The 18914-nt window shown below is 68.6% G+C and carries 17 protein-coding genes; 11 read left to right on the forward strand and 6 right to left on the reverse strand.

Annotated elements, in window-relative coordinates; genetic code table 11:
* The first annotated feature begins 2 nt into the window (after window positions 1-2).
* The 3 genes from nirD to cobA are packed head-to-tail and all read left to right on the forward strand — an operon-like array spanning window position 3 to window position 4027.
* Window positions 3-380: a nitrite reductase small subunit NirD gene (gene nirD, locus FZ983_RS05205; RefSeq protein WP_149222530.1), complete on the forward strand. Its 378-nt coding sequence runs from the start codon at window positions 3-5 to the stop codon at window positions 378-380.
* The gene (locus FZ983_RS05210; protein ID WP_149222531.1) at window positions 373-3054 is read left to right on the forward strand and encodes a nitrate reductase; all 2682 of its coding nucleotides are present in this window, start codon (window positions 373-375) and stop codon (window positions 3052-3054) included. The genes nirD and FZ983_RS05210 overlap by 8 nt, the downstream gene beginning before the upstream one ends.
* On the forward strand, window positions 3029-4027 hold the full coding sequence (cobA, locus tag FZ983_RS05220; RefSeq protein WP_247883591.1) for a uroporphyrinogen-III C-methyltransferase: 999 nt from the start codon (window positions 3029-3031) through the stop codon (window positions 4025-4027). The genes FZ983_RS05210 and cobA overlap by 26 nt, the downstream gene beginning before the upstream one ends.
* Here cobA and FZ983_RS05225 read toward each other — a convergent pair.
* Complete coding sequence (locus FZ983_RS05225; RefSeq protein ID WP_149222532.1) at window positions 3956-4711, reverse strand: NlpC/P60 family protein; 756 nt, start codon at window positions 4709-4711, stop codon at window positions 3956-3958. The genes cobA and FZ983_RS05225 overlap by 72 nt on opposite strands.
* 224 nt (window positions 4712-4935) lie before the next feature.
* On the opposite strand from FZ983_RS05225, the gene FZ983_RS05230 reads away from it, so the two are divergent.
* Window positions 4936-6015, forward strand: a complete 1080-nt coding sequence (locus FZ983_RS05230; protein ID WP_149222533.1) for a saccharopine dehydrogenase NADP-binding domain-containing protein — start codon at window positions 4936-4938, stop codon at window positions 6013-6015.
* 69 nt (window positions 6016-6084) lie between these two features.
* Here FZ983_RS05230 and FZ983_RS05235 read toward each other — a convergent pair whose 3' ends face one another.
* Genes FZ983_RS05235 through FZ983_RS05255 form a run of 5 tightly spaced genes read right to left on the reverse strand, consistent with a single transcriptional unit; the run spans window position 6085 to window position 10540 of the window.
* On the reverse strand, window positions 6085-7185 hold the full coding sequence (locus FZ983_RS05235; protein ID WP_149222534.1) for a potassium channel family protein: 1101 nt from the start codon (window positions 7183-7185) through the stop codon (window positions 6085-6087).
* A 40-nt stretch (window positions 7186-7225) separates the two neighbouring features.
* Window positions 7226-8155 carry a beta-xylosidase gene (locus tag FZ983_RS05240; RefSeq protein ID WP_149222535.1) on the reverse strand — a complete coding sequence of 310 codons (930 nt, stop codon included), beginning with the start codon at window positions 8153-8155 and terminating at the stop codon, window positions 7226-7228.
* A complete protein-coding gene (locus FZ983_RS05245) occupies window positions 8152-8937 on the reverse strand; it encodes a TIGR04290 family methyltransferase (protein WP_149222536.1) in 786 nt (261 codons plus the stop codon). The genes FZ983_RS05240 and FZ983_RS05245 overlap by 4 nt, the downstream gene beginning before the upstream one ends.
* The gene (locus FZ983_RS05250; RefSeq protein WP_149222537.1) at window positions 8934-9542 is read right to left on the reverse strand and encodes a histidine phosphatase family protein; all 609 of its coding nucleotides are present in this window, start codon (window positions 9540-9542) and stop codon (window positions 8934-8936) included. The genes FZ983_RS05245 and FZ983_RS05250 overlap by 4 nt, the downstream gene beginning before the upstream one ends.
* A gap of 8 nt (window positions 9543-9550) precedes the next feature.
* Window positions 9551-10540 (reverse strand): myo-inositol-1-phosphate synthase, encoded by a 990-nt coding sequence (locus FZ983_RS05255; protein ID WP_247883592.1) that lies wholly within the window; start codon window positions 10538-10540, stop codon window positions 9551-9553.
* Window positions 10541-10980: 440 nt separating this feature from the next.
* Here FZ983_RS05255 and FZ983_RS05260 point away from each other — a divergent pair, with 440 nt between their 5' ends.
* From FZ983_RS05260 to FZ983_RS05290, 7 genes are read left to right on the forward strand one after another with little or no spacing between them, the layout of a single operon-like run.
* Window positions 10981-12093 carry an SDR family NAD(P)-dependent oxidoreductase gene (locus FZ983_RS05260; protein ID WP_188092248.1) on the forward strand — a complete coding sequence of 371 codons (1113 nt, stop codon included), beginning with the start codon at window positions 10981-10983 and terminating at the stop codon, window positions 12091-12093.
* Window positions 12090-13163 (forward strand): SDR family NAD(P)-dependent oxidoreductase, encoded by a 1074-nt coding sequence (locus FZ983_RS05265; protein WP_149222540.1) that lies wholly within the window; start codon window positions 12090-12092, stop codon window positions 13161-13163. The genes FZ983_RS05260 and FZ983_RS05265 overlap by 4 nt, the downstream gene beginning before the upstream one ends.
* Complete coding sequence (locus FZ983_RS05270; RefSeq protein WP_149222541.1) at window positions 13163-14455, forward strand: TIGR04295 family B12-binding domain-containing radical SAM protein; 1293 nt, start codon at window positions 13163-13165, stop codon at window positions 14453-14455. The genes FZ983_RS05265 and FZ983_RS05270 overlap by 1 nt, the downstream gene beginning before the upstream one ends.
* 47 nt (window positions 14456-14502) lie before the next feature.
* The gene (locus FZ983_RS05275; RefSeq protein ID WP_247883663.1) at window positions 14503-15591 is read left to right on the forward strand and encodes a glycosyltransferase family 4 protein; all 1089 of its coding nucleotides are present in this window, start codon (window positions 14503-14505) and stop codon (window positions 15589-15591) included.
* Complete coding sequence (locus tag FZ983_RS05280) at window positions 15588-16712, forward strand: glycosyltransferase (RefSeq protein ID WP_149222543.1); 1125 nt, start codon at window positions 15588-15590, stop codon at window positions 16710-16712. The genes FZ983_RS05275 and FZ983_RS05280 overlap by 4 nt, the downstream gene beginning before the upstream one ends.
* Entirely contained in the window at window positions 16709-17803 is a 1095-nt protein-coding gene (locus tag FZ983_RS05285; RefSeq protein WP_149222544.1) for a glycosyltransferase, read from the forward strand. Before FZ983_RS05280 ends, FZ983_RS05285 begins: the two co-directional genes overlap by 4 nt.
* On the forward strand, window positions 17800-18909 hold the full coding sequence (locus FZ983_RS05290) for a glycosyltransferase (RefSeq protein ID WP_149222545.1): 1110 nt from the start codon (window positions 17800-17802) through the stop codon (window positions 18907-18909). Before FZ983_RS05285 ends, FZ983_RS05290 begins: the two co-directional genes overlap by 4 nt.
* Window positions 18910-18914 lie beyond the last annotated feature (5 nt).

Below are 18914 nucleotides of genomic sequence, written 5' to 3' on the forward strand. Positions count from 1 at the left end.
TCATGGACAGCATCGTTATGGAAACCATCTGGACCCAGGTCGGCAGCATCGACGACATCCCCGTGCTGGGCTCGCGCGTCGTCCGCACCCCCGACGGCGATATCGCGCTGTTCCGCACGGCGGCCGACGAGGTCTTCGCGCTGGAGGATGCCTGCCCGCACAAACAGGGGCCGCTGTCCCAGGGCATCGTCCATGGCCGCCGCGTCACCTGCCCGCTGCACAATTGGGTGATCGAACTGGCGACCGGCGAAGCCGTCGCCCCCGACGAGGGCCGCACCGGCCATGTTCCGGTGCGGGTGGAAGGGCGCAACGTCGCCATCGCGCTGGGCGAGGCCAAGTTGTCGCGCGGCGGCTGCCGCAAGGCCTGCGGCCATGTTTGACGGAGCGGAGCCGTCCTCCGGGCCGAAGCGGGAGGTGAAGACCACCTGTCCCTATTGCGGGGTCGGGTGCGGGGTGATTGCGCGCGTTTCGGCCGATGGCGCCGTGACCGTGCGCGGCGATGCCGACCACCCGGCGAACCGGGGACGGCTCTGCTCCAAGGGATCGGCGCTGGCCGACACGCTGGTGCCGGACGGGCGTCTGCTCCATCCGGAGATCGATGGCCGGCGCGTGTCGTGGGACGAGGCGCTGGACGAGGTGGCCCGGCGCTTTTCCGACGCCATCGCGACGCATGGGCCGGATTCGGTGGCCTTCTACGTCTCCGGCCAACTGCTGACGGAGGATTACTACGTCGCCAACAAGCTGATGAAAGGCTTCATCGGGTCGGCGAACATCGACACCAACTCCCGCCTGTGCATGGCGTCGTCGGTGGTCGGGCACAAGCGGGGCTTCGGTGCCGACGCGGTGCCGGGGACCTACGAGGATTTCGAGTGCGCCGATCTGGTGGTGCTGGTGGGGTCGAACCTCGCCTGGTGTCATCCGGTTTTGCACCAGCGGCTGCTGGCGGCGCGGGCGGAACGGGGCACGCGCATTGTCGTGGTCGATCCGCGGCGGACCGACTGCGTCGATGCCGCCGACCGTCATCTGGCGCTGAAGGCCGGCACCGACGCGGTGCTGTTCAACGGGCTGCTGACCTATCTGGACAGCCGTGGGCATCGCGACGCCGGCTTCACCGCCGCCCATGCCGAGGGGGTGGAGGAGGCGCTGGCCGCCGCCCGCTCCGATGCGCCGGATGTGGCGACGGTGGCGCGGCGCTGCGGGCTGGACGAGGCGGAAATCGCTGCCTTCTATGCCGAATTCGCGGCGACCGGGCGGGTGGTGACGGTCTATTCGCAAGGCGTCAACCAGTCGTCCCAGGGCAGCGACACCGTCAACACCATCCTGAACGTGCATTTCCTGACAGGGCGCATCGGCCGGCCGGGCTGCGGTCCCTTCTCCGTCACCGGGCAGCCGAACGCCATGGGCGGGCGCGAGGTCGGCGGGCTGGCGAACCAGCTGGCCGCCCATATGGGCTTCACGACGGCGGAGGTGGACCGGGTCGGCCGCTTCTGGACCGCGCCGCGCATGGCGGACAAGCCGGGGCTGAAGGCGGTGGACCTGTTCCGCGCCATTGAGGCCGGCACGGTCAAGGCGGTGTGGATCATGGCGACCAACCCCGCCGTCAGCATGCCCGACGCCGGCCGCGTCAGCCGGGCGCTGGAGCGGTGCGAGACGGTGGTGGTCTCCGACTGCATCCGCGACACCGACACCGGCCGCTTCGCCCATATCCGCCTGCCGGCCAAGGGCTGGAGCGAGAAGGACGGCACCGTCACCAATTCCGACCGCACCATCTCGCGCCAGCGCGCTTTCAAGGCGGAGGCTGGGGAAGCGCGGGCGGACTGGTGGATCATGACCCAGGTCGCGCGGCGGATGGGCTTCGGCGACGCTTTTCCGTATGAAAGCGCCGCCGCGGTGTTCCGCGAGCATGCCGCGCTGTCGGCTTTCGAGAATGGCGGGTCGCGCGCCTTCGACATCGGGGCGCTGAGTGGGCTGGACGATGCCGGGTACGAGGCGCTGGCTCCCTTCCCCTGGCCCTGGCGCGCTGGCGGCGAGCCTCAGAAGCGGCTGTTCGGCGATGGCCGCTTCTTCACCGCGGACGGGCGCGCCAAGATGCTGGCGGTGACGGCGAAGCCGCTGCCGCGCGCGGTGCCGGACGGGGCGCTGCTGCTGAACACGGGCCGGCTGCGCGACCAGTGGCACACGATGACCCGCACCAGTCTGTCGGCGCGTCTGTCGGCGCATGCGCCGGAACCTCGGCTGGACATCAACCCGGCGGATGCGGCGGCGCGGGGGCTGGTCGATGGCGGATTGGCCCGCATCGCCACCGCGGCGGGGGAGGCGCTGGCGCGGGTGCGCGTCACCGATGCCCAAAGCAAAGGCACCGTCTTCCTGCCGATGCATTGGACCGACCGCTTCACCGGCGCCTGCGTCATCGGCCGGCTGATCGACGACGGGGCGGTGGACCCCTTCTCCGGCCAGCCGGATCTGAAGCGGATGCCGGCGACGGTCGAACCATGGCGGCCGGACTGGACCGCCTTCCTGCTGGCCCGCCGGGCGGTCGAGCCCGCCCATGGCGGCTATTGGGCGCGTCGCGCGGTGACCGGCGGGCATCTGGTGGAGATGGCGGGGACGGGGGCGATTCCCGATCTTGCGGCGTGGCTGCCCGGCCTCGACCCTGTCGGGGCGGCGGTGGAGTTCCGCGACCCGGCGCGCGGCGGCCTGCGCATGGCCTGGATGGACGGCGACCGGCTGGAGGCCTGCCTGTTCGTCGCCGCCGACGGGCGTCTGCCGCCGCGCGGCTGGCTCGCCGGTCTGCTGGAGGCGGATGGGTTGGACGACGGCGCGCGGGCCGGGCTGCTCGCCGGGCGGGCGCCGGGTGCGGTGGCGGACGAGGGACGGATCGTTTGCGCCTGCTTCAGCGTCGGGATCAACCGGCTGGTCGGCGCCATCCGCGACCGGCGGCTGACCAGCGTGGCGGAGATCGGTGCGGCGTTGAAGGCCGGCACGAATTGTGGTTCCTGCGTGCCAGAACTCAAGGAGGTGCTTCGTCATGCTCACCAGCGCGAAGTGGCGTGATGGTCTCGCGGCGTTGGCGCGCCTCCTGGTCCCGCGGTTCGCGGGCGGCGGCGGTGCCCCCACCCTGACCCTCCCCCGCTGGGCGGGGGAGGGAATAAGCGCTTGTACGGCGGAGTGGCGGCAGTCCCTCCCCCGCCCAGCGGGGGAGGTTAGGTGGGGGCAAAGCGGTATCGGCACCGTCACCCTCGTCGGCGCCGGCCCTGGCGACCCCGACCTTCTCACCGTTGCCGCGGTGAAGGCGCTCGCCGCCGCCGAAATCGTGCTCTATGACGCGCTCGTTGGCGACGGCATCCTCGACCTCGCCCACCCTGGGGCGGAGCGCATCTGCGTCGGCAAGCGGTCCGGCCGGCATTCGCTGCCGCAGGGGGAGATCAACGCGCTGATCGCCTTTCATGCGCAGCGCGGCAAGCGCGTCGTCCGCCTGAAGGGCGGCGACCCGATGGTGTTCGGCCGGGCCGGCGAGGAGATCGAGCATCTCGACAGCCTCGGCATCCCGGTTCGCGTCATCCCCGGCATCACTGCGGCGCTCGGCTGCGCCGCCTCCACCGGCCTGTCGCTGACCAAGCGTGGGGTGTCGCGCGCCGTCACCTTCGTCACCGCCCATGGTCGCGACGGCGAGCGGTTCGAACCCGACTGGGCGCGGCTGGCCGATCCGCAGGGCACGCTGGCGATCTATATGGGCCGCGAGCAGGCCCGTGCGGTCGGGCAGGGGCTGACCGGAGCCGGGCTGCCGGCCGACACGCCGGTGCTGGCGGTGGAGAATGGTTGCCGGCCCGACGAGCGGCGTTATTGGACGACGCTCGGCGAGATGGCGGAGCAGGGAGTGGCCGCCGGCAAGGGGCCGACCCTGCTGCTGGTGGGGGAGGCGCTACGCCCGCGTCAAATCGGGACGGCGGACGCCCTAGCCGGGACGGCGGACCCCATTGATCTCCGCGCGTTTGGCGACCTCGGCCAGCGGCTCGATCACGACTGACATGGTGAAGACGGTGGCGTGCAGCAGGTTCGTCCCGTCCACCATCAGCCCGACATGGCCGGGGAAGAAGACGATGTCGCCGCGCCGATACTCGACGCCGCGACCGTCCTCGGACACCCACGTCCCCAGCCGGTCATCCTTGCGTTGCATCCCGCTGCTATGGTGGGAGACGACACCGGCCGCCGCCATGGCGGTCAGCACCAGCCCGGAACAGTCGATGCCGAAGCTGCTGCGCCCGCCCCAGACATAGGGCGTCTCCAGAAAGCGCAGGGCGGTGGCGATGTGGTCGGCTGCCTGGGCGGCGTCCACCGGCTCCAGCCATCCCGCGAACAGCCACAGCCCGTCGTCGGTGCCGACCCAGCCATTCTCCGCACGGCCGTCCAGCGTGACCGGCGACCCGAAGCTGAGGGTGGCCACCGGCGGCGCCTTGTGCGTCGGCGCCGGGTGCAGGTCGGCGCGCAGGGCCCGCACGCGGTGGGTGGGGGCGACCGGCTCCCGATGCGGGGTGGCGGGGGGCAACCAGCCGACATGGCTGTCGAAGGCGTTCTCCGCCCGCAGCCAGCCGTCACGCTCCTCCAGAATGCGGAAGCGCTCGCCGCGGATCATCTCGCTGGTCTGGGGGACGCCGTTTTGCGGCTCCTCCAGCAGGACGGCGTGCGGGGCGGTCAGTTGGCGGATGGTCATGGGTGTGGGCCGGATATGGGAAAACCGGCTGTGACCTTAACGCCGCTGCCGAGGTGGCGCGAGGGATAAAGCGCATCCGTCATTTCAACGGCCATTCCGTCATTCCGCCGGAAATCTCGACCGCGCCCGGCGCATTGCCCGGTTCTGCCCGGCCGCATCCGCCGACACCTTTTGTGTGCGAGCCAAATCGCCAACACACAAGGCAGAACAGAGGAGCGGGAGAGATGGCAACGATGAAGGTTCTGGTTCTGGGTGCCGGCAAGATCGGGTCGATGATCGGCACGCTGCTGTCCGAGACCGACGATTTCGCCGTCACCGTCGGCGACCGGGACGAGGCGCTGCTGTACCGCGCCGAGCATGCCGGGCTGCGGGTGACGCGCGTCGATGTGGAGGATCCGTCTTCGCTGCGTGCCGCGATGGAAGGCCAGCATGCGGTGTTGAGCGCCTGCCCCTTCACGCTGACCCCGGCCATTGCGACCGCCGCCGTCGCGGCCGGTGCCCATTACCTCGACCTGACCGAGGATGTCGCCGCCACCCGCAAGGTGAAGATGCTGGCGGAGACCGCCACCACCGCGCTGATCCCGCAATGCGGTCTGGCGCCCGGCTTCATCTCCATCGTCGGGCATGACCTCGCCCGCCGCTTCGACGAGCTGCACAACCTGCATCTGCGCGTCGGCGCCTTGCCGCAATATCCGACCAACGCCCTGAAATACAATCTGACCTGGAGCACCGACGGGCTGATCAACGAATACTGCAATCCGTGCGAGGCGATCATCGACGGCCGCCCGCACGAGGTGATGCCGCTGGAGGGCGACGAGCGCTTTGCGTTGGACGGCGTCGATTATGAGGCGTTCAACACCTCGGGCGGACTGGGGTCGCTGTGCGAGACGCTTGCCGGCAAGGTGCGGAACCTCGATTACAAGACGGTGCGCTATCCCGGCCACCGCGACATCGTCCGCCTGCTGATCCGCGACCTGCGGCTGGGCGAGCGGCGCCACCTGCTGAAGGACGTGCTGGAAACCGCGGTGCCGCTGACCCTGCAGGACGTGGTGCTGGTGCTGGCGACCGCCACCGGCATGCAGGAGGGCGAGCTGCGGCAGGAGACCTTCGCCACCAAGATCTACAGCAAGCCCATCGCCGGCCGCAGCTGGAGCGCCATCCAGGTGACCACCGCCGCCGGCATCTGCGCCGTGCTGGACCTGCTGCGCGAGGGCTCCATCCCGCAGGCCGGCTTCATCCGGCAGGAACAGGTGCCGCTGGACGCCTTCCTGAACAACCGCTTCGGCCGGCATTACAGGGGTTGAGCGGGAGAGGGCCGGGGTGAGGGGGATGCAGTGCGTGGCCATCCCAAGAATCCTCGCCACGCTCCCCCCTCACCCTAACCCTCTCCCCCGGGGGGGAGAGGGGATCTTTCCCTCCCCCGGCGGGCTGATGATCAGCAGCGTGTCCTGGGACTGGATGATGTAACGGTTGCGCTCGGTGAAGGGGATGTTGCGGCCATGGCTGTGGACCTGCACCACCATGCCGCCGGTGACCTCCGCCATGGTCTTGCCGACCTCGTCCGGTTCTGCCCGCCGCTCGCTCAGCACCATCTGCCCGCCGGCCGACATCAGGTCGCACAGGAAAGGGGTGGCATGGCGCGTCTCCACCGCGTCGGCCATCAAATAGCCGCCGATCTTGGGCGGCGACACCACCAGATCGGCACCGCTGAGGTTGGCGAGCTTGATGTTCTCCTCCTGCTTGATGCTGGCGACGATCTTCGTGGCGGCGGACAGGTGGCGCACCGTCAGGACCACCAGGATGGTGGTGTCGTCGCGCCCGGTGCTGACGATCACCGCTTTCGCCCGGCCGACGCAGGCCTTGGTCAGCGTATCCTCGCTGGTGCCGTCGCCCAGCAGGCCGACGAAGCCGCACTCGGCCGCCAGCTGGATGCGGTCTTCCGATTCGTCGATGACGACGATGTGGTCGGCGGGATGGCCCTTCGAGACCGTCTCCTGTGCGGCGATGAACCCGCTGTGCCCGAAGCCGCACAGCACGACGTGGCCCTGCAACTGCTTCTGAATGCGGCTCAAGCGGAATTCCTCCACGATCCTCTGCACCACCAGCTCGTAAGCGGTGCCGAGAAAGATGAACCAGATGAAGATGCGGATCGGCGTGACGGCGAAGGCGTCGATCAGGCGGGCGGTGTGGCTGACCGGTACGATGTCGCCATAGCCGACGGTGGTCACCGTGATCATGGCGAAATAGAGGATGTCGGGAAAGCTGATGTGATCGTCGAGATTGTCCCTCAGCCCGTCACGGTCGAACCAGAACACCGCGATGACCAGCGTGAGCAGCACGATGACGATGCCGATGCGCACCAGCAGCGTCTTTTCCGCCGACAGGCCGGACCGGACATGGAGCAGCTTTCCCTTGCGCAGGGAAGGCTTCGCCCGGCGCCTGTCCTGAAGTCTCCGTTCCGCCGGTTTGTCCATCGACCGTCCGTTGCTCACCCCGTGGATTGGAACGGACCCCTTACCCCACCGTCGCCATCGACGCCGCCGTGTCGGCCGTCCGCGTGGTGCCGTAGCGGCGGATCATGGCGGCGCAGAACTCGGCGAACTCCTCCGCCACCTGGGGCGGGCTGGTGTGGTGGGGTTCGACGCCGCGGTGTTCGGGGGTGAAGCAGAAGGTGACGGTGACCTCGAAATCGGCCAGCGCCTCCATCTGGCGGTCGAACCAGTCCAGCGCGTTGGGGCGGAAGCTGTCGGCCCAGGACAGGCCGGTGCGCAGGTGCCGCACGCCCAGCCGCTTCAGCCAGGCCACCGCCTCGTCAAGCCGGTGGTCCTCGTAATGGAACCACTGGCAGATGCCCATCTGGCCGGCATAGGGGGCGAAGGCCTCCACCGCCGGTTTCGGCGTGCCGTCGGACCGCAGCAGGCCCATGTGGAAGTGGCGGTAGTAGGACGACCCTTCCGCCTCCTTGTGGCGGGTGGTGGCCTCCCAATGGCTGGGCAGGTCGTAGAGGCTGTACCAGTGGATGCGCGGCACCTTACCGATCAGCAGCTCCGCAGTGCGCTTGACGCCCCAGGCCTGGACCTCCTCGGCGCCGAAGGAGGAGACGCCGGCCTCGGTCACCCAGATCGGCTTGTCCGTGACCGCGCGGATCTCGTCGATTTTGTTCGGCCACTCGTGGATCTGCCAGAGATTCCAGTCGAGTGGGAAGCCGTGGACCGCCACGACATCCACCTCGTCCAGCACGCCGCGTTCGTCGAGCCGGCGGACGAAGGACGGATCAATGGGCGACATGCCGCCCAGCACGCGGGTGATGGTGGAATTCTCCGCCCGGATCGCCTGACCGGCCAGGATTGTCATGCGGGCGAACAGGTCCCATTCGGGGTCGAGGTTGGGATCCCAGTGCGACTTGTTGTTCGGCTCGTTCCAGATCTTGGCGGCTTCGATCATCCCTCGGTCCCTTTCTTCACGGCGTCTTCTTTCGGCTGGGCGGGATAGACCGCCCCGGCCTCGGTCGGGCGGTCGACCCGGCGGCAGACATAGACCTCGCGTTCCGGATGCTCGGTGATGGCGAAGCCGGCGCTGCGCAGCATCGCCTCGGCGCAAGCCGCGTTCGGCGCCCACCAGTTGGTCCAGTCGCGGGCGTAGTCGTGTTCGATGAAATGCAGCTTCGGATAACCGGGATCGTCGAAGTGATCCTGTTCGAAGAAGTCGTAGTCGGCGCGCACCGGCGCCACCTCGGCCGAACCGCGCTGCATCGACTGGAAGATCATCAGATCCTTGGCGACATGGTCGTGGATCAGGTCCAACGCCAGCAGCGGGTGGCGCAGGTGGTAGAGCACGCCCATGAACAGCACGACGTCGAAGCTCTCGCCGAGCTTGGCGACGTCGTAGACCGACATCTTATGGAATTCGATGTCCTGTCCGGTCACCTCGGCGGCGAACTTGGCCTGGGCCAGATAGCGGTCGTCGAAGTCGATGGCGACCACCCGGTCGGCGCCGCGGCGCTTCATCTCGATGGAGTAGAAGCCGCCGTTGCAGCCGATGTCGAGCACGGTGCGGCCGGTCAGATCCTTCGGCACCGCATGCTCGAAGCGCTTCCACTTCACGTTCGGGTAGTCGTTGAGGAAATGGTCGGGCGCCGTGCGCACGCCGTTGAGGTCGATGTTGTGGAACCAGTCGCCGAGTTCTGCGACGCGTTCGCGGATCTGGTCGGCCGTCAGGCTCGTCATGCCGCACCCTCGTTGATGCTGTGGACCTTCAGCCCCCAATCGCCGGCGATCAGAACGCTGCGGGAGGCCGGGCTGATTTCGAATCGTCCGTAGAAGTCGAGCGGCAGGCCCATGGCGTGGGCCAGCGCCGCCTTGATGATGTCGCCATGGCTGACCAGCGCCAGCGTGCCGCCGGGATGGGCGCGGCGCAGCCGGTCGAGCAATGCTGCGATCCGGGTTTGCGCCTCCGCCATCGCCTCTCCTGGAGTTTCACCGGGGGTGGGGCGGGCATGGCTGCGCGCCCGGTTCCACAGGTCCCAGGCGGGGTCGCCGTGCAGATCCTCGAACCGCTTGCCGCTCCAGGCGCCGAGGTCGAGTTCGTTCAGCGCCGGTTCGATGGTCAGGGCAATGCCCTGCCGCTCGGCGATGGGGGTGGCAGTCTCGACGGCGCGTTCCAGCGGGCTGGACAGCACGGCGGTCAGGCGCTGTGATGACAGGCGGTCGGCCAGCGCATCGGCCTCCGCCCGGCCCTGGGCGCTCAGCGTCACTCCCGCCATGCGGCCGCACAGGACCGAGCCCAGCCGGTCGTGCGAGCCGTGGCGCACCAGGATGAAGATGGTCTCCATGCCGCAGTTCACATCAGGCGGGTCGGCTTGGCCTCAAGAGGCTCCCCGGCGATGAAGCGCAACGTGCGTTCCCGCGCTTCATTGTCGGTGAACTGCTCGGGCGGCGACTTCATGAAGTAGCTGGACGGACCGACCAGCGGGCCGGCGATGCCGCGGTCGAGCGCCAGCTTGGCGCAGCGCACCGCGTCGATGACGATGCCGGCGGAGTTGGGGCTGTCCCAGACCTCCAGCTTCAATTCTACATTCAGCGGCACGCCGCCGAAGGTGGTGCCTTCCAGCCGGATATGCGCCCATTTGCGGTCGGTCAGCCACGGCACATGGTCGCTGGGGCCGACATGCACGTCGTCCGGATCGAGCGGCACGTCGAGTTGGCTGGTGACCGCCTGGGTCTTGGAAATCTTCTTCGATTCCAGGCGCTCGCGCTCCAGCATGTTCTTGAAGTCGGTATTGCCGCCGAAATTCAGCTGATAGGTGCGATCCAGCCGCACGCCGCGCTCGCGGAACAGGTTGGCCAGCATGCGGTGGACGATGGTGGCGCCGACCTGACTCTTGATGTCGTCGCCGATGATCGGCAGGCCGCGTTCGGCGAAGCGCCGCGCCCAAACGGGATTGGAGGCGATGAAGACCGGGATGCAATTGACGAAGGCGCAGCCGGCCTCCAGCGCCTGCTCGGCGTAGAATTCGGTGGCCTGCTGCGAGCCGACAGGCAGGTAGGAGACCAGGATGTCGGTGCCGGTGCGGCGCAGCGTTTCCGCCACGTTCACCGGCCGCTGCTCCGATTCGGTGATGTCTCCTGCAAGGTATTTGCCGATGCCGTCCAGCGTCGGACCGCGCTCCACCTGCACGCCGAAGTTCGGGGGCTTGGCGAAGCGAAAAGTATTATTAGGAGGCGCGAAAATAGCCTCTCCGACATCGAACCCCACTTTCGATGCTGCAACATCGAAGGCAGTAGAAATCTCGATGTCTCCAACGTGATAGCCGCCGAGATCAACAGTCATAAGCCCCGGGGGCGGCTCATTGGCTTTGGCGTCGGCATAATAGCATATCCCTTGCACAAAAGATGATGCACAATTTCCGACGCCCGCGATTGCTACCCGGAGCTTTTTCCCAGTCACGAAGCTCTCCCATCCTTAAATGTACGTATCTTCACGGAGCATGGATATTTGTAGACGTGAAAAGGAATCATCGGAAGATCGGTCGTTGGTAGCAAGCCTTTTGGACGAGGTGCGCAATTTTTGGAGGCGGTGTTAACGTCGACAGTGATGCTGCTGCAGCTCCTCTAGAGAGTTGCAAATCGTCTGCGAAATAAAACCGCACAGGGTGCCCTGGGCAACTTGCGGAAACGAGCGGGGGGCTCGCGGTGTCGATGTCCGCAGGCCCTGCCCCTTGTTTCCGCATGTCAACGTCAAGAATCGTATCAAATTCCTCGGAGGGACTTGTGGGAGAGACCGTTCTCGTCACTGGCGGAGCCGGCTTCATCGGCCGCCATGTCGCCAAGGCCCTGCTTGCCCGCGGCGACCGCGTCCGGGTGCTCGACAGTCTGATCGAACAGGTGCACCCGACACGGCAGCGACCCGACGAACTGGACGCCGACGTGGAACTGCTGGTCGGCGATGTGCGTGACGACGACATGGTCGCCCGTGCGCTGGAGGGGGTCGATTCGGTCATCCACCTCGCGGCAGAAGTCGGCGTCGGCCAGAGCATGTATGCGGTCGACCGCTACACCTCGGTGAACGACTACGGCACCGCCGTGCTGTTCCAGCGCCTGATCGACAAGCCGGTGCGCCGCGTCGTGGTCGCCTCGTCCATGAGCATCTATGGCGAAGGGCTGTACCGCACCGCCGACGGCACGCTGATGGAGGACGTCGTCCGCGGCGCCCGCAATTCGGACGGCAGCTGGGATCCGCTCGACCAGCAGGGCCGGCCGCTGGTTCCCGTCCGCACCCCGGAAAGCAAACGCCCGGCGCTGAAGTCGGTCTACGCCATCGGCAAGTACGTGCAGGAACGGCTGACCCTGACGCTGACTGCGCAGTATGGGATGGAGGGTTCGGCCCTTCGCCTGTGGAACGCCTATGGGCCGGGGCAGGCGCTGTCGAACCCCTACACCGGCGTGCTGGCGATCTTCGCCTCGCGCATCGCCAACGGCCAGCGCCCGATGATCTTCGAGGACGGGCAGCAGCGCCGCGACTTCGTGCATGTCCGCGACGTCGCCCGTGCCTTCCTGCTGGCGCTGGACAACCCGGCTGCCAACGGCGAGGTGTTCAACATCGGCTCCGGCGAGGAGCGGACGGTGGAGGAGGTGGCGCTGATGCAGGCCGCCTCGATGGGCCGCGCCGACCTGTCGCCGGAGATCACCGGCAAGGCGCGCGCTGGCGACATCCGCCACAACATCCCCGACCTGACCAAGGCCCGCACCGTGCTGGGCTATGAGCGGCAGGAGAGCTTCTCCGAAGGTCTGGCCGAACTGGCGGAGTGGGTCGCCCGGCAGGAGGCGCAGGACCGCGTCGCCGACGCCCGCCGCGAGCTGGAAGAGCGGGGTCTGGTGGCATGAGTGCAACCAAGAACCCGGTCCTGATCACCGGCGGCGCCGGTTTCATCGGATCGAACCTTGCCGACCGGCTGGCGTCGGACGGGCATGACGTGCTGATCTATGACGCGCTGCGCCGCCCGGGGGTGGAGCGGAACCTGCGCTGGCTGCAGGCCCGCCACCCGTCGCGCATCAGCGCCGTCACCGCCGACCTGCGGGACGAGCAGGCGCTGGCCGACGCGGCCAAGGATGCCAAGGCGGTTTTCCATCTGGCCGCCCAGGTCGCGGTGACCACCAGCATGGTCGATCCCATCGACGATTTCGAGGTGAACATCCGCGGCACCCTGTCCCTGCTTGAAGCGGTGCGCCGCCACGGCAGGCGGACGCCGGTGATCTTCGCCAGCACCAACAAGGTCTATGGCGACCTCGCCGACGTGGCCCTGGAACTGGTGGACGACGCCTATGCGCCGGCCGATCCGGCGATGCGCGCGCATGGCGTGTCGGAGGCTCGGCCGCTCGACTTCCACACCCCCTATGGCTGCTCCAAGGGGGCGGCGGACCAGTATGTGCTGGATTACGCCCGCAGCTTCGACCTGCCGACCGCGGTGCTGCGGATGAGCTGCATCTATGGCCCGCGCCAGATGGGAACGGAGGATCAGGGCTGGGTCGCCCATTTCCTGATCCGCGCCCTGAACGGCGAGCCCATCACCATCTACGGCGACGGCCGGCAGGTGCGCGACGTGCTGTTCGCCGCCGATGCGGTGCAGGCCTATGTCTCCGCCTGGGAACGGATCGAGCAGGTGAAGGGCCGCGCCTTCAACCTGGGCGGCGGGGCGGCCAACGCCATCAGCCTGCGCCAGCTGATCGCCCATATCGAACACCTGATGGGCCGCAAGGTGGAGGTCGGTTTCGGCGACTGGCGGGCCGGCGACCAGCGCTATTACGTGTCGGACACCCGCGCGGCGCGCGATGCGCTGGGACTGGCTGAGCCGACCGATTGGAAGCGTGGCGTGGCCCTGCTGGCCGATTGGCTGCGGGTGGAGAAGGGCGGCGTGCCCGCCCCCGTGCCGTCGCCCACGGTGGAGGCCGCCTGATGAGGGTTGCGCTGGTCAACCCGGCCTGGAGCTTCGATCACAGCATCTATTTCGGATGCCGCGAGGCGCATCTGCCGCTGGAGCTGGGGTACAGCAAGGTGCTGCTGGAGCGGGCCGGGCACGAGGTGCTGCTGCTGGACGGCGCGCTGGACGGCCTGTCGAACGCGGAGATGGCGGAGCGGGTCGCTGCCTTCGCGGCCGACATGACCGTGCTGACCACCGCGCCGACCTACCTGTTCTGGCGCTGCGCCCAGCCGGAGCTGCGCGTGCCGCGCGAGTTCCTGGCGGCGCTGGACGGGCGTGGCGGGCGAACCGTCGCCGTCGGTCCGCACGGCTCCACCACCCCGGCGCCGACCTTGAGCAAGCTCGGCGTCGATCTGGTGGTGCGTGGCGAGTGCGAGGAGATCGTCGCGAAACTGGCGGAAGCTGCGGCGCTGGAAGAAATTCCGGCGCTGGCCTTTTACCGGGACGGCGATCTGGTGGTGACCGGCGGGCCGCATGCGGCGCGCTTCACCGACCTGCCGGCGCTGTCCTGGCCGGTGGAGTGGCTGCAGCGCCATCCGCACCACCATCACCGCTACGGCACCGAACCGGTCGGGCCGGGGGCGGAGGTGGAGGCGTCGCGCGGCTGCCCCTACAACTGCAGCTTCTGCGCCAAGATCGACTTCCGCGACCAGTACCGGCGGCGCGACACCGCCATCATCCTGCAGGAGATCGACGGGCTGATCGCCGCCGGTGTGCGCTACGTCTATTTCATCGACGAGATCTTCCTGCCCAGGCGCGACCTGCTGGAAGCGCTGGTCGAGCGGCCGATCGAGTTCGGCGTGCAGACGCGCATCGATCTGTGGAAGCCGGAGATGCTCGACCTGCTGGGGGCGGCCGGCTGCGTGTCGATCGAGGCCGGGGTGGAAAGCCTGACCGAGGAAGGGCGCGCCTCGCTCGACAAGAAATGCCGGATGAGCACCGACGATCTGGCCGACCGGCTGATCCACGCCCGGCGCAGCGTGCCCTTCGTCCAGGCCAATCTGATCGCGATGGCGGGCGACGATGCCGATATGGTGAAGGCTTGGCGGGAGAAACTGCTGGCCGCCGGAGTGTGGGCCAACGACCCGGTGCCGCTCTACCCCTATCCGGCCTCGCCCGATTACCGCCGACTGTGGGGTGAGCCGGACGACCGGGCGTGGGAGCGGGCGCACGAGCATTACCTTGCCCAGTTCGATCGCCTGAGCGACATCCAGGAGGACGAGCCCTTGCCGCTGTCGGAACTGGAGGCGGCATGCTCCTGCCGCTGACGAGTGCCCAAAGAAAGCCGCCAACCGCAGAACCCCCATACGTGCTGATGACGGCCGACAGCGTCGGCGGGGTGTGGACCTATGCGCTGGATCTGGCCCGCGAACTGGCGGGGCAGGGGACGCGGGTGACGCTCGCCGTGCTGGGGCCGTCGCCCCACCCGGATCAGGTCGCCGCAGCGGCGGCGGTGGACGGGCTGGAGCTGATCGACACCGGTCTGCCGTTGGACTGGACCGCCCCCGACGAGGCCGCGGTGCGCCGCACGGCGGAGGCGCTGGGCGATCTGGCGGCCCGGCTCGGCCCCGACGTGGTTCATCTCAACAGCCCGGCCTTGGCCGCCGACGCCGGCTTCACCATGCCGGTCGTCGGCGTCTGCCATTCCTGCATGGCCAGCTGGTGGGCGGCGGTGCGCGGCGGCGGGATGCCGGAGGATTTCCGCTGGCGGACGGAGCTGCTGCGCCGGGGCTATCATGCCTGCGACGTGCTGGTGGCGCCCAGCGCCGCCTTCGCCGACGCCACCGCGGCGCTCTATGGCGTGGCGCCGCCGGTGGTGGTGCGCAACGGCCGCTATGCCCGCAAGGCCGGTCCGCGGCGGGCCGCGATGGGGCGGGAACGCTTCGTCTTCACCGCCGGGCGGCTGTGGGATTCGGGCAAGAACGTCGAGTTGCTGGACGCTGCGGCGAAGCTGCTGGACGTGCCGGTGTTCGCCGCCGGGCCGCTGGAAAGCCCGACCGGGCACCGTGTCGGACTGACCCATGCGAAGGCATTGGGGCGGCTGGACGGCGCGTCGGTCGCCGGATGGATGGCGCGGGCGCCGGTCTTCGCCTCCCTGCCTTTGTACGAGCCGTTCGGGCTGACGGTGCTGGAGGCGGCGCAGGCCGGCTGCGCGCTGGTGCTGTCGGACATCGCCAGCTTCCGCGAGTTATGGGACGGCGCCGCCATCTTCGCCGATCCGGGCAATGCCGCGGCACTGGCAGCGACCCTGCGCCGGCTGCTCGACGACCCGCTGGAGGCGCGCCGGCTCGGCACCGCCGCCCGCCGCCGCTCTGCCCGCTATGACATGGACCGTCTCACCGCCGGGATGCTCGACGTCTACCGGTCGGTGACGCACCCGGTGCGTTCGGAGGTGATCGCGTGAGGATCGTCTATTTCACCCATTCGCTGGCCTCCTGCTGGAACCACGGCAACGCCCATTTCCTGCGCGGGGTGCTGCGCGACCTGATCGCCCGCGGCCACGACGTGCGGGTGTTGGAACCGGATGGCGCCTGGAGCCTGCAGAGCCTGCTGGCCGATCATGGCGAGTCTGGGCTGGACGCTTATCGCAGCGCTTATCCGGAGCTGTCGTCGCAAACGATGCCGAAGGGCTTCGAGGTGGAGGCCGCCTGTGATGGCGCCGATCTGGTGATCGTCCATGAATGGAACGATCCGGCGCTGGTCGCAGCCGTTGGTGATGCCCGCAAGCGCGGCGGGCGTTTCACCCTGCTGTTCCACGACACCCACCATCGCGCGGTCAGCGACCCGAAGGCGATCAACGCCTTTGATCTGTCCGGCTATGACGGCGTGCTGGCTTTCGGCGAGACGCTGGCGGCGGTCTACCGTCGTTGGGGCTGGGAAGGCCGCGTCTTCGTCTGGCACGAGGCGGCCGACATCCGGCTGTTCCATCCGCCCGTCGAGGAAGGTCCGCGTGAGGGCGCGGTGTGGATCGGCAATTGGGGCGATGGCGAGCGGACGGAGGAGCTTGAGCATTTCCTCTTCGCGCCGGCCAGGGGCGCCGGGCTGCCGCTGGAGATCTACGGCGTGCGCTACCCGAAGGACGCGCTGGCGACGCTGAAGCGTTACGGCATCGCCTACAAGGGCTGGCTGCCGAATGCGAGGGCACCGGAGATCTTCGCCCGCCACAGTGTCACCGTCCATGTGCCGCGCCGCTTCTATGTCGATCTGCTGCCGGGCATCCCGACCATCCGCGTGTTCGAGGCGCTGGCATGCGGCATCCCGCTGGTCAGCGCACCGTGGAGCGATGCGGAAGGGTTGTTCCGCCCCGGCAGTGACTTCCTGTTCGCCCGAAATGGCGAGGAGATGGCCCACCATCTGCGCGCCATCGACGAGGACGAGGGGCTGCGCGCCGAACTGGTCCGCAGCGGGCTGGAGACGATCCGTGCCCGCCACACCTGCGCCCATCGCGTCGACGAGTTGCTGTCCATCGTCGGCAGCCTGCGCGGCAATCAAAAAGAACCGGTTCTCGAGGAGTCCGCCCGATGAAGATGGCCTTTTACGGGTCGAGCCTGCTGTCCTCCTACTGGAACGGCGCCGCCACCTATTACCGCGGCATGCTGAGCGAACTGGCCAGGCATGGCTGGGACATCACCTTCTATGAGCCGGACGCCTTCGACCGTCAGAAGCACCGCGACATCGAGCCGCCGGACTATGCCAAGGTCGTCGTCTATGACGCCACGCCCGAGGCCTGCCGCGCGGTGATCGCCGAAGCCGTGAAGGCCGATGTGGTGGTGAAGGCCAACGGCGTCGGCGTCTTCGATGACGAATTGCTGGACGGCGTGATGGATGTCGCCAACCCGCAGGCGTTGCGCATCTATTGGGACGTGGACGCCCCGGCGACCCTGGCGGAGCTGCGGCAGGCGCCGGACCATGTGCTGCGCCGCCGCCTGCCCGAACTGGACTTCGTGCTGACCTATGGCGGCGGGCCGCCGGTGGTGTCGGCCTATGAGGCGATGGGGGCGCCGGTCTGCCGGCCGGTCTACAACGCGCTGGACCCGTCGACCCACCACCCGGTTCCGCCGCAGGACCGCTTCCGCGCCGACCTGAACTTCCTCGGCAATCGCCTGCCCGACCGCGAGGCGCGGGTGGAGCGCTTCTTCCTGGAGCCGGCGGCGCGCAATCCGGACGCCCGCTACATCATCGGCGGCAGCGGCTGGGAGACCAAGGGTCTGCCGGGCAACGTCACCCATATCGGCCATGTCGGCACCGCCGACCATAACGCCTTCAACACCTCGGCCAAGGCGGTGCTGAACATCGCCCGCGACAGCATGGCGGAGGTGGGATTCTCCCCCGCCACCCGCGTGTTCGAGGCGGCAGGCGCCGGCGCCTGCCTGATCACCGACGCCTGGGAGGGGGTGGAGCTGTTCCTGGCCCCCGACGAGGAAGTCTTGGTCGCCCGCGACGGGCAGGACGTGACCGAGCATCTGCGGGCGCTGACGCCGGAACGCTCCCGCGCCATCGGCGAGGCGGCGCGTCGCCGCATCCTGGCCGGCCACACCTATGCCCGCCGGGCGGTCGAGGTGGACCAGCTGTTGCGCGGCGCGCTGGCTGCCCGCCGGGAACGGAGCGCGGCATGAAGCTGGTCGTTTTGGGGCTCAGCCTGTCCTCCTCCTGGGGCAACGGGCATGCCACCACCTTCCGCGCGTTGCTGAAGTCCTTCGCGGCGCGCGGGCACGAGATCCTGTTCCTGGAGCGGGACGTTCCCTGGTACGCGAACAACCGCGACCTGCCGAATCCGGGCTGGTGCAAACTGGCCTTCTACAGCGACCTCGAGGATCTGAAGCGCTTCACCGCCGCCGTCGCCGGGGCGGACGCGGTGCTGGTCGGATCCTATGTGCCGGAGGGTGTAGCGGTCGGGCGCTGGGCGCAGGAGACAGCGCACGGTGTGGTGGCCTTCTACGACATCGACACGCCGGTGACTTTGGCGAAGCTGGAGCGCGGCGATTACGAGTATCTCGCCCCGGAGATCATCTCCCGCTATGACGTATATTTCTCTTTCACCGGCGGGCCGACCCTCGACCGGCTGATGGAACAGTACGCCTCGCCGGCGGCCCGCGCGCTCTACTGCTCGGTGGATGCGGAGGCCTATGCGCCGCTGCCTTTACCCAAGCGCTGGGATCTCAGCTATCTCGGCACCTACAGCATCGACCGCCAGCCGACGCTGGATCGGCTGCTGCTGGAACCCGCCCGCCGGGCGCCGGAACTGCGCTTCGTCGTCGCCGGGCCGCAATACCCGGACGACATCGTCTGGCCCGCGAATGTGGAGCGGCTGCACCATGTGCCTCCGGCCGACCATCCGGCCTTCTACGCGGCGAGCCGCTTCACCCTGAACGTGACGCGAGAGGACATGATCCGCGCCGGCTACAGCCCCAGCGTCCGCCTGTTCGAGGCGGCGGCTTGTGCCACGCCGATCATCTCCGACATCTGGGACGGCATCGACACGCTTCTGGAGCCGGGGCGGGAGATCATCCTGGCCGAGACGGCCGACGAGGTGCTGGACGTGCTGAGACGTCCGGCGGCAGAGGGCGAGATTGGCGAGCAGGCGCGTCGGCGGATCCTGGCGGCGCATACGGCGGCGCATCGGGCGGAGACGCTGGAGACGGAGTTGGTCGCGGCGATGGAGCGGGGGCTTGCCCCCACCCCACCCCTCCCCCGCTGGGCGGGGGAGGGAGCAGGCGCCTGATTTGG

The sequence above is a fragment of the Azospirillum sp. B21 genome (assembly GCF_008364825.1).
Taxonomy (GTDB): Bacteria; Pseudomonadota; Alphaproteobacteria; order Azospirillales; family Azospirillaceae; genus Azospirillum.